Source organism: Hydrogenophaga sp. L99 (assembly GCF_058731905.1).
In genome coordinates this window covers 2,035,796-2,049,797 of sequence record NZ_CM178972.1, presented here as the reverse complement: position 1 = coordinate 2,049,797, position 14,002 = coordinate 2,035,796, and the positions used below count along the sequence as shown (strand labels likewise).

General features: G+C 64.6%; 15 protein-coding genes. 7 read left to right on the top strand and 8 right to left on the bottom strand.

Translation table 11 applies throughout. The features are described 5' to 3' along the window. The first annotated feature begins 66 nt into the window (after nt 1-66). Nucleotides 67-1,161: a Stealth CR1 domain-containing protein gene (locus tag AC4QBL_RS09750; protein WP_472899750.1), complete on the top strand. Its 1,095-nt coding sequence runs from the start codon at nt 67-69 to the stop codon at nt 1,159-1,161. A 1-nt stretch (nt 1,162) separates the two neighbouring features. Here the strand turns inward: AC4QBL_RS09750 and AC4QBL_RS09745 are convergent, their stop codons facing one another. From AC4QBL_RS09745 to AC4QBL_RS09735, 3 genes are all read right to left on the bottom strand, one after another. After that, complete coding sequence (locus AC4QBL_RS09745) at nt 1,163-1,429, bottom strand: TIGR03643 family protein (protein WP_472899749.1); 267 nt, start codon at nt 1,427-1,429, stop codon at nt 1,163-1,165. After that, on the bottom strand, nt 1,426-2,244 hold the full coding sequence (locus AC4QBL_RS09740; protein WP_472899748.1) for an alpha/beta fold hydrolase: 819 nt from the start codon (nt 2,242-2,244) through the stop codon (nt 1,426-1,428). Before AC4QBL_RS09740 ends, AC4QBL_RS09745 begins: the two co-directional genes overlap by 4 nt. Nucleotides 2,245-2,318: 74 nt before the next feature. Further along, nucleotides 2,319-3,623 carry an O-acetylhomoserine aminocarboxypropyltransferase gene (locus AC4QBL_RS09735; protein WP_472899747.1) on the bottom strand — a complete coding sequence of 435 codons (1,305 nt, stop codon included), beginning with the start codon at nt 3,621-3,623 and terminating at the stop codon, nt 2,319-2,321. A gap of 129 nt (nt 3,624-3,752) precedes the next feature. Here AC4QBL_RS09735 and AC4QBL_RS09730 point away from each other — a divergent pair, with 129 nt between their 5' ends. Beyond that, nucleotides 3,753-4,220 carry a CBS domain-containing protein gene (locus AC4QBL_RS09730; protein WP_472899746.1) on the top strand — a complete coding sequence of 156 codons (468 nt, stop codon included), beginning with the start codon at nt 3,753-3,755 and terminating at the stop codon, nt 4,218-4,220. A 162-nt stretch (nt 4,221-4,382) separates the two neighbouring features. Here the strand turns inward: AC4QBL_RS09730 and AC4QBL_RS09725 are convergent, their stop codons facing one another. Then, nucleotides 4,383-5,597, bottom strand: a complete 1,215-nt coding sequence (locus AC4QBL_RS09725; RefSeq protein WP_472899745.1) for a polyhydroxyalkanoate depolymerase — start codon at nt 5,595-5,597, stop codon at nt 4,383-4,385. Between the two features lie 137 nt (nt 5,598-5,734). On the opposite strand from AC4QBL_RS09725, the gene AC4QBL_RS09720 reads away from it, so the two are divergent. Then, nucleotides 5,735-6,391 (top strand): glutathione S-transferase, encoded by a 657-nt coding sequence (locus AC4QBL_RS09720; RefSeq protein ID WP_472899744.1) that lies wholly within the window; start codon nt 5,735-5,737, stop codon nt 6,389-6,391. Between the two features lie 127 nt (nt 6,392-6,518). Here AC4QBL_RS09720 and AC4QBL_RS09715 read toward each other — a convergent pair whose 3' ends face one another. Next, complete coding sequence (locus AC4QBL_RS09715; protein ID WP_472907151.1) at nt 6,519-6,947, bottom strand: cupin domain-containing protein; 429 nt, start codon at nt 6,945-6,947, stop codon at nt 6,519-6,521. Nucleotides 6,948-7,123: 176 nt separating this feature from the next. Here AC4QBL_RS09715 and aroC point away from each other — a divergent pair, with 176 nt between their 5' ends. Further along, complete coding sequence (aroC, locus tag AC4QBL_RS09710) at nt 7,124-8,224, top strand: chorismate synthase (protein ID WP_472907152.1); 1,101 nt, start codon at nt 7,124-7,126, stop codon at nt 8,222-8,224. Between the two features lie 123 nt (nt 8,225-8,347). Then, nucleotides 8,348-9,526 carry an MFS transporter gene (locus tag AC4QBL_RS09705; protein WP_472907153.1) on the top strand — a complete coding sequence of 393 codons (1,179 nt, stop codon included), beginning with the start codon at nt 8,348-8,350 and terminating at the stop codon, nt 9,524-9,526. On the opposite strand, the gene AC4QBL_RS09700 is transcribed toward AC4QBL_RS09705, so the two are convergent. Next, complete coding sequence (locus AC4QBL_RS09700) at nt 9,510-10,343, bottom strand: IclR family transcriptional regulator domain-containing protein (RefSeq protein ID WP_472907154.1); 834 nt, start codon at nt 10,341-10,343, stop codon at nt 9,510-9,512. The genes AC4QBL_RS09705 and AC4QBL_RS09700 overlap by 17 nt on opposite strands. Before the next feature lie 163 nt (nt 10,344-10,506). Between AC4QBL_RS09700 and AC4QBL_RS09695 the strand changes: the two genes are divergently transcribed. Together AC4QBL_RS09695 and AC4QBL_RS09690 are read left to right on the top strand one after the other, a co-directional pair. Beyond that, entirely contained in the window at nt 10,507-11,430 is a 924-nt protein-coding gene (locus AC4QBL_RS09695; RefSeq protein ID WP_472907155.1) for a VOC family protein, read from the top strand. A gap of 4 nt (nt 11,431-11,434) precedes the next feature. Next, the gene (locus tag AC4QBL_RS09690) at nt 11,435-12,349 is read left to right on the top strand and encodes a sugar phosphate isomerase/epimerase family protein (RefSeq protein WP_472907156.1); all 915 of its coding nucleotides are present in this window, start codon (nt 11,435-11,437) and stop codon (nt 12,347-12,349) included. A 79-nt stretch (nt 12,350-12,428) separates the two neighbouring features. Here the strand turns inward: AC4QBL_RS09690 and AC4QBL_RS09685 are convergent, their stop codons facing one another. Together AC4QBL_RS09685 and AC4QBL_RS09680 are read right to left on the bottom strand one after the other, a co-directional pair. Beyond that, entirely contained in the window at nt 12,429-13,316 is an 888-nt protein-coding gene (locus AC4QBL_RS09685; RefSeq protein ID WP_472907157.1) for a pirin family protein, read from the bottom strand. A gap of 37 nt (nt 13,317-13,353) precedes the next feature. Beyond that, nucleotides 13,354-13,953: an FMN-dependent NADH-azoreductase gene (locus AC4QBL_RS09680; protein WP_472907158.1), complete on the bottom strand. Its 600-nt coding sequence runs from the start codon at nt 13,951-13,953 to the stop codon at nt 13,354-13,356. Nucleotides 13,954-14,002 lie beyond the last annotated feature (49 nt).

Sequence of the window (14,002 nt, the reverse complement as noted above, 5' to 3'; positions counted from 1 at the left end):
CGCTCAAGCCGGCCCCTTTCATGGCGATTGCCATTTTTTCGCTTTTGCGCTTCGTTTTTTCTAGTCATGCTTCCCCCAGTTGCCGAGCCCTCCATCGATATCGTTTACCTCTGGGTAGACGGCAACGACCCTGTCTGGCGTGCCAAAAGGCACCGGGCCGCTCTCGGCATGGACGCCGCCCAAACCGAGGCGCTGGCACCCTTCGGCAATGTGGAGGGGCGTTTTCGGGACAACGAGGAGCTGCGCTACAGTTTGCGTGCGCTGGAGCGGTTTTTCCCCGATCACGGCCATGTGTACCTGGTGACCGACGAGCAGACGCCGCCCTGGCTGCGCGATACCAGCCGCCTCACCGTGGTGAGCCACCGCGATTTGCTACCCGCCGACCGCCTGCCCACTTTCGATTCCGGCAACATCGAGTCCTACATCCACCGCATTACCGGGCTGTCCGAGCGCTATTTTTATCTCAACGACGACGTGTTTTTTGGCGCGCCGGTTCGGCTGGATCACTGGTTTTGGCCGGGTGGTTTTTATGCCGCCTGGTCTGACGACCCGGACGTGCGGGAAGGCCCCATGCGGCCGGATGACAATTCGCTGGAAAACGCCAGCCGCTTGTCGGACCAGTGGCTCAACGCGCTGCCTTCGCTCAGCGGAGCCGACTACTGCCACACGCCCCGCACCTTTGCGCACTCGCCGCGGCCTATGTTGAAGTCGCTGCTGTTTCGGCTGGAAGACGAGGCGCCTGAGCTGTTCGAGCGGGTGCGTTCCGGCGTGTTTCGCACCTGGGACAACCCGACCCTGGTGTCCGACTTCGTGCTGCGCTGGGCCCTGGCGCATGGTGTGGCCAAAATTCGGGACTACGCCCACCTGTACGTGGCCACGGGCGATGCCGATCAGGCAGGGCAGCTGGCAGCCTTGGTGAAAGCCAGCGGGCAGCTGGACTTTTTCTGCGTCAACGACACCACGGACGATGCGCACGGCCACGACCCAAGGCTGGCCCAGGTGAAGGCCACACTGCAGAGCCTGTTTCCGCAAGCTTCGCAGTTTGAAACCCAGAGCCTGGGCGTGGTGCACGCCTCGCACAAAGGCACGCAGCACACCCGGGCACACGCATCGCGCCAGTCGGAAATGCCCGGTCAGCGCTCCCTCCGCTCAGGGTCCTGATTCAGGCTTGCCGTGTGTGGCTGGCCCGGTGCCGCGGGGCGCCTGGCTGACGCAGGCTGTCGTGTTTGGTGGCGCGGCCGGCCATGCGTTCGCGCCACATTTTGAACGAGCGCAACTTCAGCTCGCGCCGCATCAGCGCCACCACGGCCGGCTCGTTGAGCCCAAACTGCCGCTCGATGGCTTCAAACGGGGTGCGGTCTTCCCAGGCCATTTCAATCACCCGAGACACATCGGCGGGGCTCAGCGGGCCATGCGGCGGGTGGCTCATGGCGTCAAAAAGTCCCGAATGGCAAACAGGGTGGCGTCGGGCGCTTCCGTCATCTGGTGGTGGCCCACCGGCAGCTGCGCCACTTGCACCCGTTGGCCGCTGGCCTGCGCGGCTGTGATCAAGGTTTTTGCGGCCTTGGGTTGCGTCATCTGGTCTTGCGCGCCCAGCAAAAACAGCACCGGGCAAGGCAGCTTGGCCATGGCGGCTTCACCGCCCGCGTAGCGGTCGCAGGCCACAAAGCCGCGGTGGAACACGTTCACGGCGGTGTTGCTCGCCAGCACCCGTCGCCCCAGCGCCATGCCGGCGCCAAACACCCAGGTGCCCGGCCCCAGCGCCGAGGGCGGTGCGGCCAGCGTGCTGCGCGAAAACACGTTCACCATGTTCAGCGCTTTCATGGGCTCGTTCAGCGAAGCTTCAATGAGCGCGGGCGACACCTTCATGGGGTAAGCGGTACCCACCAGCACCAGGCGGCTCACGCGGTCTTGCAGGCGCGCCGCCGCTTCCAGCGCGATCAGCGAGCCCCAGCTGTGGCCCACCAGTGCGGCCTTTTGCACACCCGCGGCGTGCAGCATGGCGGCAATGAAATCGGCGGCTTCCTCGACAGACGACGGCGCGTCGCCGCCACTCTTGCAGTGGCCTGGCAGGTCGACCGCCAGCACGTTGAAACCGTGGTGGGCCAGGTAGCGGCTTTGCAAAATCCAGACGCTGTGGTCGTTCAGCACGCCGTGGATGAAGACCACGGTGGGTTTGGCGGCATCGAAGGCTTTGCCGCCGGTGTAGCAATAGGTTTTTGCGCCGTTGACGGTGAGGTACATGTTGGGTCTCCATTCCGTTCGCCCTGAGCTTGTCGAAGGGCTTCGACAGGCTCAGCCCGAACGGTGTTTGTGTATCAGGCCGCTTTTTCCGCCGCTTTCAGCGCGCGCTTCAAGTCGTCGATCAAATCGTCCGCATCCTCCAGCCCGATGGACAGGCGGATCGTGCCCGGGCCAATGCCGGCACCGGCCAGAGCTTCGTCCGCCATGCGGAAATGGGTGGTGCTGGCCGGGTGGATCACCAGCGAGCGGCAGTCGCCCACGTTGGCCAGGTGGCTGAAAATTTTCAGCGCTTCAATGAAGGCTTTGCCCTGTTCGCGCGAGCCTTTGATGTCGAAGCTGAACACCGAGCCCGCGCCCTTGGCGCCAAAGCGCAACAGCTTTTCAGCCAGGGCGTGGCTCGGGTGGCTGTCCAGCAGCGGGTGGCCCACGCGTCCCACCAGCGGGTGGCTGGCCAGAAACTGCACCACGCGCTCGGTGTTGGCCATGTGCCGGTCCATGCGCAGCGACAGCGTTTCAATGCCTTGCAATATCAGCCAGGCGCTGTGTGGCGACAGGCAGGCGCCAAAGTCGCGCAGGCCTTCGCGCCGCGCGCGCAGCAGGAACGCGCCCACGGTGCTTTCTTCGCTGAAGGTCATGCCGTGGAAACCGTCGTAGGGCTCGGTCAGCTCGGGGAATTTGCCCGATTTGTCCCAGTCGAAACTGCCACCGTCCACCACCACGCCGCCAATCACGGTGCCGTGGCCGCTTAGAAACTTGGTGGCCGAGTGGTAAACGAGGTCGGCGCCGTGCTCAAAAGGTTTGATCAGGTAGGGCGTGGTCAGCGTGCTGTCCACCAGTAGGGGCACGCCGGCCTCGTGGGCGATTTGCGCCACGGTTGGTATGTCCAGCACGTCCAGGCCCGGGTTGCCCACGGTTTCGCCGAAAAACAGTTTGGTGTTGGGCCGCACGGCGGCACGCCAGCCATCGATGTCGCCCGGCTTCACAAACGTGGTTTCGATGCCGAAGCGGCGCAGCGTGTAGTGCAGCAGGTTCTGGCTGCCGCCGTACAGCGCCGTGCTGGCGACGATGTGCGAACCCGCGCCCATGAGCGTGGCCACGCTCAGGTGCAGCGCGGCCTGGCCGCTGGCCACCGAAATGGCGCCAATGCCGCCCTCCAGCGCGGCCATGCGCTGCTCAAAAACCGCGTTGGTCGGGTTGCTGATGCGGCTGTACACATGGCCTGCGCGCTCCAGGTTGAACAGGGCGGCGGCGTGGTCGCTGGACTCGAACACGAACGATGTGGTGAGGTGGATCGGCACGGCGCGCGCGCCCGTGGCGTCGGGCGTGGCACCGGCGTGCAGCGCCAGGGTGTCAAAGCCAGGGTCGGAATAATCGGACATGCAGGGTCTCCAGAGTTGAAGCGTCACACCCGAAACCGGTTGTGCGCAGTGGTTTTACCGTTTATTGTGGGCTATATTCCCACCCACAACAGCCCAGCTGGAGACAGCGAAACTCCGAGGAGAACAGCCATGAAAGTCAGTGACATCTTGCGCGTCAAGGGCGGAACGCTCTACACCTGCCAGCCCGAAGAATCGCTGGACCGTGCGGTGCAAACCATGTCGGAATACGACATTGGTTCGCTGGCCGTGATGGACCGCGGGGAACTGGTGGGCATGTTGACCTTTCGCGAGGTGATCCACACGCTGGCGAAAAACGGCGGTGTGCTCAATGGCAAGACGGTGCGCACCGTGATGGACGACCACCCCATGAGCTGCACACCAGAGACCGAGCTGGACGAGGTGCGCCCCATGATGCTGGAGCGCCACACCCGCTACATGCCCGTCATGGACAACCGCATGCTCATGGGTGTGATCAGCTTTTACGACGTTGCCAAAGCCGTGGTGGACAGCCAGAACTTTGAAAACAAGATGCTCAAAGCCTACATCCGCGATTGGCCCGAGGAAGAGGGCGCTGCCCCCGTCGAAGCCGCCAAGTAAACCCACCGGCGCCACGCAAAACGCCCCGCCAGCCGGGGTGTTTTGCATGGCAGCGCCGTTTGCGTGAAACGTCCACAACCCCGGAAACCGCGGGGCTGGCTCTGCCAAACCGCTGGTGTTGCCCCCAGCAGGGGAGTGACGCGCGCAGCGCGGCGCGGGGGGTTACATCGAGCTGTGGATCATGTCCCGCACCCGCGGGTAAATCTGCTGGTTCCAGCGACGCCCGCTGAACACGCCGTAATGCCCCACGCCGGTTTGCACATGGTGTGTTTTCAGATAGGGCCGCACGCTGGGGCACAGGTCCTGCGCAGCTACCGTCTGGCCCACGGCGCAAATGTCGTCGCGCTCGCCCTCCACCGTCATGAGCGCTGTGCGGCGGATGGCTGCGGGGTTGACGGTGCGGCCTTTGTACTGCAGCACGCCGCGGGGCAGGTCGTAGGTTTGAAACACTTTTTCCACCGTTTCCAGGTAGAACTCGGCCGGCAAATCGTTGACCGCCAGGTATTCCTCGTAAAAGTCCTGAATGGTGGCGGCTTCCTCCACCCGGCCGTGGTCCAGGTGGTCGTAGATGTGCCGAAACGACTGCTTGTGCCGCTCCGGGTTCATGCTGATGAAGGCCGAGAGCTGCACAAAACCGGGGTACACCCGGCGCATGAACCCGGTGTGGGGCAGCGGCACATGGCTGATGAGGTTCTTCTCAAACCACGCGATGGGCTTGCTCACCGCCAGCCGGTTCACTTCCGTGGGGTTCACGCGGCAGTCCACCGGGCCGGCCATCAGTGTGAGGCTGCGCGGTTGGGCCGGGTTGTCGTCTTCGGCCATGATGGCCGTGGCGGCGAGCGCGGCCACGCAAGGCTGGCACACCGCCACCAGGTGGCTGCCTTCGCCCACCGCTTCGGTGAACGCGATCATGTAGCTGATGTAGTCGTCCAGGCTGAACCCGCCGTGCAGCAGCGACACATCGCGCGCGTTGTGCCAATCGGTGATGAACACCTCGTGGTCTTGCAACAGCGTGCGCGCGGTTTCGCGCAGCAGGGTGGCAAAGTGGCCTGAAAGCGGCGCCACCAACAGCACCTTGGGTTGGGGCGGCAGGTCGGTATCGGTTTTGCGAAAGCGCAGCAGGGTGCCAAACGGCAGCGTGAGCACGGTTTCTTCCACCACCGGGACTTCGCGGCCGTCCACCGTGGCCGAATGGATGTTGTAAGGCGGGCGCGAATGGGTGAGGTGCAGGCGCGACAGCACATCGCACGCAGCCGCCACTTTGCGCAGCAGGGTGCGCTCGGTTTGCTGGAGCCAGAGCGAGGCGCTGAGGTGCTGGGCCGCCAGCCGCAGCGGCGAGGCCAGGTCGGACTGAAGTTGGTAGGCCTGGTACAGCATTGCGCTCTTTCCTCTGTTGGGATGCTGTTGTGCAGGCAAGTAATGGGCCAGCGCGGGTTGCACCCGGCTGGTGCGTTCGGCATGCACAAAGGTGGCACAGGGATTGCTCGTGGTACCGCTTCAAAAGGAGCATGTTAATGGCCAAGGCGGTTCTCACGATCAGCAGCAAAAATTATGGCGCGTGGGCTCTGCGCGGCTGGCTCATGGCCAAACTGGCCAAGCTGGAGTTCACCGAAAACACCATTTCGCCCGACGACCCGGCCATGAAGGCCGAAATGCTGCTGCTGTCGGCCTCCATGCGCGTGCCCTCGCTGGAGCACGACGGCGTGCACGTGTGGGACACGCTGGCCATCGGCGAGTATTTGAACGAGATCAAGCCCAAAGCCGGGCTGCTGCCGGCCGACCGCGCTGCCCGTGCCCACTGCCGCGCCATTTGCGGCGAAATGCATTCGGGCTTCAGCGCCATGCGCTCGTCGCTGCCCATGAATATCAAGGCCCACTTTCCCGGCTTCAAACTCTGGTCGCGGGCACGCACCGACATCGACCGGGTTGAAATCATCTGGCAGGAGTGTCTGGCCAAGTACGGCGGCCCGTTCCTGTTCGGCGCCAAGCCCTGCATCGCCGACGCGATGTTTGCGCCGGTGGTCACCCGCTTCATCACCTACGACGTACCGCTGGATGCCGAATGCGTGGCCTACTGCGACGCCATCATGGCCCTGCCTGCGATGAAAGAATGGGTGGCGGCGGCACAGGCGGAACCCGACGAAATTGACGAGCTTGAGGCAGAATTTTGACCCACCCCCTACCGCGCTGCGCGTGACCCCCTCAAGGGGGCGGTGCCTGCGGCCTGGCAGAGCCAGTTCCGCGGCACCTCTGGACTGGGGTACTTCGCGCCGGAAAGGCGCCAGGTCTTGGTCCCTATCACGGCTCGGTCCAGGGTATGGGCTTCGGGATTTCGCAAACCGGCTCCACCGGCACCGATTTGAAGTCTGCCGGCGACACGATTTCCAGGTATTCCATGTCGGGCGAGTAGTCAAACAGGTAGTGGCGAATGCCCGGGCGCTGGTGCACCACGTCGCCGGCTTCTACCAGCGTCACCTGGTCTTCGTACATGAACTTGGCCCAGCCTTTGGTCATGATCACGATCTGGAAGTCGGCCTCGTGGATGTGCCAGCCCGTGCCACCGTCGGGCGGCAGGTTGGCCTTCACCAGGTGCGCCACCACCTTGCCGTGCGTGGCTGCCGCCACGCCCAGGTCGCGGTAGAGAAAAAAGTCGCGCAGGCCGCCGCGCACAAATTCGGTTTCACCGGGTTTGACATGGGAGAACAGGGTGGTGGTTCGGTCCAGCATGGGGCGCTCCTTGGGCGGTGGATGCAATCAACTTGTTGCAATGCAGCACAAAGCATGAAGCGTTCCATTGGCCTTTGCAGCTGTTCGAGCGCCCGCATGCACCGAAAGCTGCGCTGGGACGCACCAGACTGGGCGGTGCAGCACCACGTCGGCCCTCTGGGATAATCCAGCCCACTATGAGCGGCAACACCTTCGGCACCCTGTTTTGCGTCACCAACTTTGGTGAATCCCACGGCCCGGCCATTGGCTGCGTGATCGACGGCTGTCCGCCCGGCATGGCGCTGACCGAGGCCGACATCCAGCTGGACCTGGACCGCCGCCGTCCCGGCACCAGCAAATTCGTCACCCAGCGCAACGAGCCCGATGCGGTGGAAATTTTGAGCGGTGTGTACCAAGGCCAGACGACCGGCACGCCTATTGCGCTGCTGATTCGCAACACCGACCAGCGCAGCAAGGACTACGGCAACATCCTGCAGACTTTCCGGCCCGGCCATGCCGACTACACCTACTGGCAGAAGTTTGGCATCCGCGACCCGCGCGGCGGTGGTCGCAGCTCGGCCCGCCTCACGGCGCCCACCGTGGCGGCCGGCGCGGTGGCCAAGAAGTGGCTGAAAGAGCACTACGGCACCACCTTTCACGCCTGCATGACGCAAATTGGTGACGTGGCCATTGGCTTTGAGAGCTGGGACCATGTGCCCAACAACCCGTTTTTTGCGCCAGTGGCCGACGTTTCAGCGCTGGAAGACTTCATGGGTGCGCTGCGCAAGAGCGGTGACTCGTGTGGTGCTCGCCTGCGCGTGGTGGCCAAAAACATGCCGGTGGGCCTGGGTCAGCCGCTGTACGACAAGCTCGATGCCGACATTGCCTACGCCATGATGGGATTGAACGCGGTGAAGGGTGTGGAAATTGGCGCCGGTTTCGCCAGTGTGGCGCAGCGCGGCAGCACGCACGGTGATTCGCTCACGCCCGAAGGCTTTGTGGGCAACAACGCCGGGGGTGTGCTAGGCGGCATCAGCACCGGGCAAGACCTGGACGTGTCCATTGCCATCAAACCCACCAGCTCCATTTTGGTGCCACGCGACAGCATCGACGTGGACGGACAACCCACCGAAGTGATCACCAAGGGCCGGCACGACCCGTGTGTGGGCATTCGCGCCGCGCCCATCATGGAAGCGCTGCTGGCGCTGGTGGTGATGGACCACGCGCTGCGCCACCGCGCGCAGTGTGGTGATGTCAAGGTCGAGACGCCTGACATCGCCGCAGCTTCTCGCCGTTGATTTCAAGTCTTTCGTGCACCCGTCACTCCCGTTCGCCCTGAGCCTGTCGAAGGGCTTGCGAGGGCTTTCTTCGACAGGTTCAGGACGATCGGGAAATCAGGCTCAGCCCGAACGGGGCGCGCGGTGAGCCAGCGCAGACAACTGTTCCCGTTTGCGGCGCTCTCAGCCAGCTATTTCGCGCACATCGGGTTTTTCAACCCCTACCTGCCGCTGTGGCTGAAAGAGCTGGGATTCAGCCTGATCGCCATTGCGGTCCTCACGTCGGTGCAGTCGGCCACCCGCCTGTTTGCGCCCTACGGTTGGGGCATGCTGAGCGACCGCACCGGCGAGCGCGTGAAGCTGTTGCGTTTTGGGGCTACGGTGGCGCTGCTTCTGTCCATGGGCCTGTGGTTTCCGCTCGGCGGCGTGGCGCTGTTTGTGGTGTTGCTGCTCATGTTCACCCACACCAGCGCCATGATGCCCATGAGCGAAGCCGCGTTGGCGCACCTGGTGAGCCAGGGTGGCGCGTTTGACGCCAAACGCTATGGCCGCGTGCGGCTCTGGGGTTCGCTGGGTTTTCTGATCACGGTGGTCAGCGCCGGCTGGTGGTTTGAGCGCTTTGGCATGGGGCATTTCCCCGCCTGGACGCTGGTGACGCTGGCGGCGGTGGTGGTCAGCGTGTGGCTGCTGCCCGACTTCAAAGAAACCGCTCACCACGAAGACCAGCACCCTGACATGTGGCCGGTGTTGCGTCTGCCCGCCGTGCGCTGGTTTTTCGCCGCCGTGTTTTTTCATGTGCTGGCGCACATCTTCATTTACGTGTTTTTCTCGCTGTATCTGGACAGCCTGGGCTACAGCAAGACGGTGATTGGCCTGCTGTGGGCTTTGTCGGTGGTGATCGAGATTGGCTGGTTTTTCTTTCAGGGGCGCTGGCTGCCCTTGCTCTCGCTCACCGGCTGGCTGGTGCTGGCCGCTGCGCTCATGGCGCTGCGCATGGGGCTGACCGCCGCTTTGCCCATGGTGTTGCCGCTGTTGCTGCTGGCGCAGGCGCTGCACGCCATCACCTTTGCGGCGCACCACACTGTGTGCATTGCGCTGCTGTCGCACCACTTCCCGGGCCGCTTGCGCGGGCGCGGGCAGGCGCTCTACACCGTGGTGGGTTACGGCATCCCGGGGGTGATCGGCGGGCTCGGCGGCGGTGTGCTCAGTTCCGCATTCGGCCTGGCCAGCGTGTTCTGGCTCTCGGCCGCTTGCGCGCTGGTGGCCACCGGCTGCGCGTTGCGCCTGCGCACGCTCGAACACACGGTTAGATCAGCGGCCTGAGGCCACGGGCCGCTTCCTGCAGCACCGGCAGCACGCGCTTGGTGGCGTCTTCGCTACTTTCCTGGTTGATCGGCATGGTGATGCTGACCGCGCCGTGCACCACGTTGTTGCGGTCCAGCAGCGGCACGGCGATGCCGCGGTAGTTCAGTTCCATCTGCTGCTCTGACAGCGCCCAGCCCTGGCGGCGCACGCGGGCCAGCTCGGTCTGCAGGTCTTCCGGGCGGGAGAGTGTGTAGGGCGTGTAGGTGCGCAGCGTGTGCTGCGACAGCCAGGCATTGGCCGCGGTTTCGCCCAGGGCCGCGAGGATGGCCATGCCCGCCGCCGTCACCTGCGCCTGCACGCGCGAGCCCAGCATGTAGCCGGTGTTCATGAGGCGGTGCGCGCCGCTGCGCGCGATGTAGACCGTGTCGTCGCCGTCGAGCACGCCCAGATACGCCACTTCCTGCGTGCCACCGGCGATGCGCTGCAGAAACGGCTGCACCAGCCGCGGCAGCCGCGCCGATTCGAGGTAGGCATGGCCCAGCCGCAAGATGCGCGGCGTCAGCCAGAACAGCTTGCCATCGCTGCCCACGTAGCCCAGGTGCGCCAGCGTCAGCAGGTAGCGCCGCGCGGCGGTGCGGGTGAGTCCGCAGCGCGCGCCGGCCTGGCTGGCGGTCAGGCGCGGGTGCTGGTCGTCAAAGGCTTCGATCACCGCCAGGCCTTTTTCAAGGCCGGCGATCCAGTCGCGTTTTTCGAGGGCGGGCGAGGGGCCGGGGGTGGCGTCGTTCACGGGCAGCTGTTCCTGGGAGGGAGGTCGGGTGAGGAAAAACCCTTGCATCGTTCGATGAGTGGCTGATGATGTGCGATTATCGACCGGGCGACGCGCCACCGGCTGGTCAGCCTGGTGGGCCAGCCCCTACATTCGATGGGCGCAAAATGGGCGGGCCCGCGTCCGTGGGCCCGCCCGCCGCCAGCGCCCTTCTCATTCCGGAGACACATGCATGAGTGATCTGTTGCTCAACACCGCGGCTTCCCGCGAGCCCCTGCAAGCCTCGTTCAGCGACGCCGCCAACCCGCTGGGCCTGGACGGCATCGAGTTCATCGAATACGCCACCACCAAGCCCCAGGCCCTCGGCCAGGTGCTGGAGATGATGGGCTTCCGCCCGGTGGCGCGCCACCGCTCGCGCGAGGTGCTGCTGTACCGCCAGGGCGAGCTCAACATTGTGGTGAACGCCCACCCCAGCGACGCCAAAGGCGCCAGCCATGGCAGTGACGTGCCTGCCATTTCGGCGATCGCGCTGCGCGTGCGCGACGCCCGCGCCGCCTACCACTGCGTGCTGGAGCGCGGCGCCTGGGCCGTGACCACGCACGCCGAGGTGATGGAACTCAACATCCCCGCCGTCCACGGCGCGGGCGGCAGCCGCATCTACTTCGTGGACCGCTACAAAGAGTTCTCGATCTACGACGTGGACTTTGTGCCCATCCCCACCGTGGACCAGCGCCCGCCTGCCACCGCAGGCATCGGCTTCTTTGGCGTGGTGCAGTACATCGGTTCCGAGCGCAGCAACGATTGGATCGCGTTTTACAGCGAGCTTTTTGGCACCGAACTCATTCCCGACGAGCAGCGCTTCGGCATCATGCCCAAGGGCACGCTGCTGCGCACGCCCGCGCTGGATCCGGCCAAACGCTTCATGCTCCAGCTGGTGGAGCCCGAGGTGAACGTGCACGACTCCGACGAAAAACTTCAGCGCATCGGCCTGGGTGTGCCCGACGTGCTGGCCGCGGTGCAAGCCCTGCGAGCGCTGGGCGTGGAGTTCGTGGAAACGCCTGCGGCCCACACCGAACAGCGCGGCGCCATCACCAAGACCTACCTGGGCTCGGTGGTGTTTGAGCTGGTGCACAACGAACCGCACCTGGGAGCCTAAGCCCATGAAGCCCACACAAGCCGCCATTGTCGAGGCCATCCAGGGTTTCGGTATGGACACCATCACCCTGGCCGGCCCGCTCGAAGCCAAGCTCGGCGCCATGAAGGCTGCGGGCTTTTCGCAGGTCATGCTCAAGGCCAACGATCTCAATGGCCACCCCGGCGGCATTGAAGCTGCGGTGGCGGCTGTGAAAGCCAGCGGGATGCGCGGCACCGGCTTTCAGGTGCTGCGCGACTTTGAAGGCCTCAGCGGACACCTGCACCACTACAAAGTGGACATCGCCAAGGCCATGCTGGAAATGTGTGCTGCGCTGGGCTGCAAGGTGCTGCTCGCGTGCTCGTCCACGTCAGCCCACGCCAGCCAGGACCTTGACCACCTCGCGCGCGACCTGCGCAAGCTCGCCATGCTGGCGCTGCCGCTGGGCATCAAAATAGCCTACGAAGGCCTTTCGTGGGGCCGCACCATCAACGAGTTCACCACCGCGTGGGACGTGGTCTGCCGCGCCGACTGCCCCAACCTGGGCTTGGGCATTGATTCCTTTCACATCTTCGCAGCCAAGACCAGTTTGGAAGAGATCGACTACCTCGACCCGAGCAAGATCTTCTTGGTGCAGCTGGCCGACTTCATGTGGCAGGAAACCAAGACCTTCGAAGAGCGCATGACCACCGCGCGCACCTTTCGCGTGTTCCCTGGCGAAGGCGTGCACAGCGAGCAGCTGGTGGAGCTGGTGCAAAAGCTCGACCGGCTGGGCTATGCGGGCGACTACAGCTTTGAGGTCTTCAACGACGACTACCAGCAAATGCCGCTGCCCATGGTGGCCGAACGCGGCCGCCGTTCGGCGTTGTGGCTGGCCGAAGACGTGTTGCGGCGCTCGGTGCCGCTGCCCAACCAGATGCGCCTGAAGGCCGTGGGTGGTTGATTAAGGGTGAACGAAGTGAAAAACCCCGCCCGGGTTTCTTAGGCGGGGTTTTTTATGGCAGCTGGGTGGGCTGTCGCGCTCAAGCGCGCTGGCTTTCCTCACCCAGGCGCCCATCGCGGAAGTCGTTCAGCGCCTGGTAAATCTCGTCTTTGGTGTTCATCACGAACGGGCCGTATTGCGCGATCGGTTCGTTCAACGGGCAACCGGCGATCAGCAGCGCCTTGGCGTCGCTGGTGCCTTCCATTACCACGCCATCGGCACCGGGCTCGTTGGCCAGCAGGGCCATGCGCTGCGCCGGCACGCGCTGGCCACCGATGGTGACTTCACCCCGGTACACATACACAAAAGCGTTGTGCCCGGCCGGCAAAGATTGGGCGAACGCAGTGCCTGCCGGCAGGTGCAGGTCCAGGTAAACCGGCGCGGTGGCGTCACGGGTCACGGCACCGCCCACACCGTGGCTCTCACCGGCGATCACGGTCACGGCCACGCCCTCGGGCGTGGTGAACTGCGGCAGCTCGGCGTTCTTGAAATCGCGGTACCAGGGCGCGTTCATCTTGTCGCGCCCGGGCAGGTTCAGCCAGAGCTGAAAGCCTTCCATCACGCCTTCTTCCTGCTGCGGTATCTCTGAATGGATCACACCTTTGCCGGCGGTCATCCACTGCACACCACCGTTTTCCAGCAGACCCTCGTTGCCCGCGCTGTCGCGGTGCAACATGCGGCCCGCGATCATGTAGGTGATGGTCTCAAAGCCGCGGTGCGGGTGGTCCGGGAACCCGGCGATGTAGTCGTCCGGGTTGTCGCTGCCAAAGGCGTCGAGCATCAAAAATGGGTCGAGCCGGCGCTGCAAGTCTTGCGTGAGCACGCGGGTGAGCTTCACGCCCGCGCCGTCCGACGTGGCTTGACCCGCGATCAGGCGCTCCACGCGGCGTGGTTGCTGGACGCTGGGTGCGGTGAGGGTGGTGGTCATGGCAGTCTCCTGGTGAAACGGGGCGGGGCGTGTCAAATCAAGTGAGGGCCGCTTCCAGGTCGGCTTCGGCCTGGGCAAAGCCCTTGGCCGCCGCTTCCGGGCCCATGGCCAGGCCTTCGGCGTAGATGAAGCGCACGTCGGTCATGCCCAGGAAGCCCAACACAGCCTTGAGGTAAGGCACCTGCGAATCGTTGGGCGTGTCGCGGTACAGGCCGCCCCGGGCCAGGGCCACGTACACCGTCTTGCCCGTCAGCAGGCCTTCGGGGCCGGTGGCGGTGTAGCGGAAGGTGGTGCCGGCGCGGGCAATGGCGTCGATCCAGGCCTTGAACTGCACCGGCACGCCAAAGTTGTACATGGGCACGCCCAGCACGATCGTGTCGTGCGACTGGATTTCGGCAATCAGCGCGTCGTCCAGCGCCACGCGGGCAGCTTGCTCGGGGCTGCGCTGATCGGCCGGAGTGAACAGGGCGCCCAGGGCGGCTTCGTCCAGCACCGGGTGTGGCGTCACGGCCAGGTCGCGCAGGGTGAGCGTGGCGGCGGGGTTGGCCGCTTTCAGGCGCTCGACCACGCTGTTGGCCACTTTGGTGGAGTTGGCGCCTTCGCGGCGGGCACTGGCGTTGATTTGCAGGATGTTCATGGTGTTTTCCTTGAAAAGCGTTGTTCGATGCGTTGACTTTAAGGTGGAT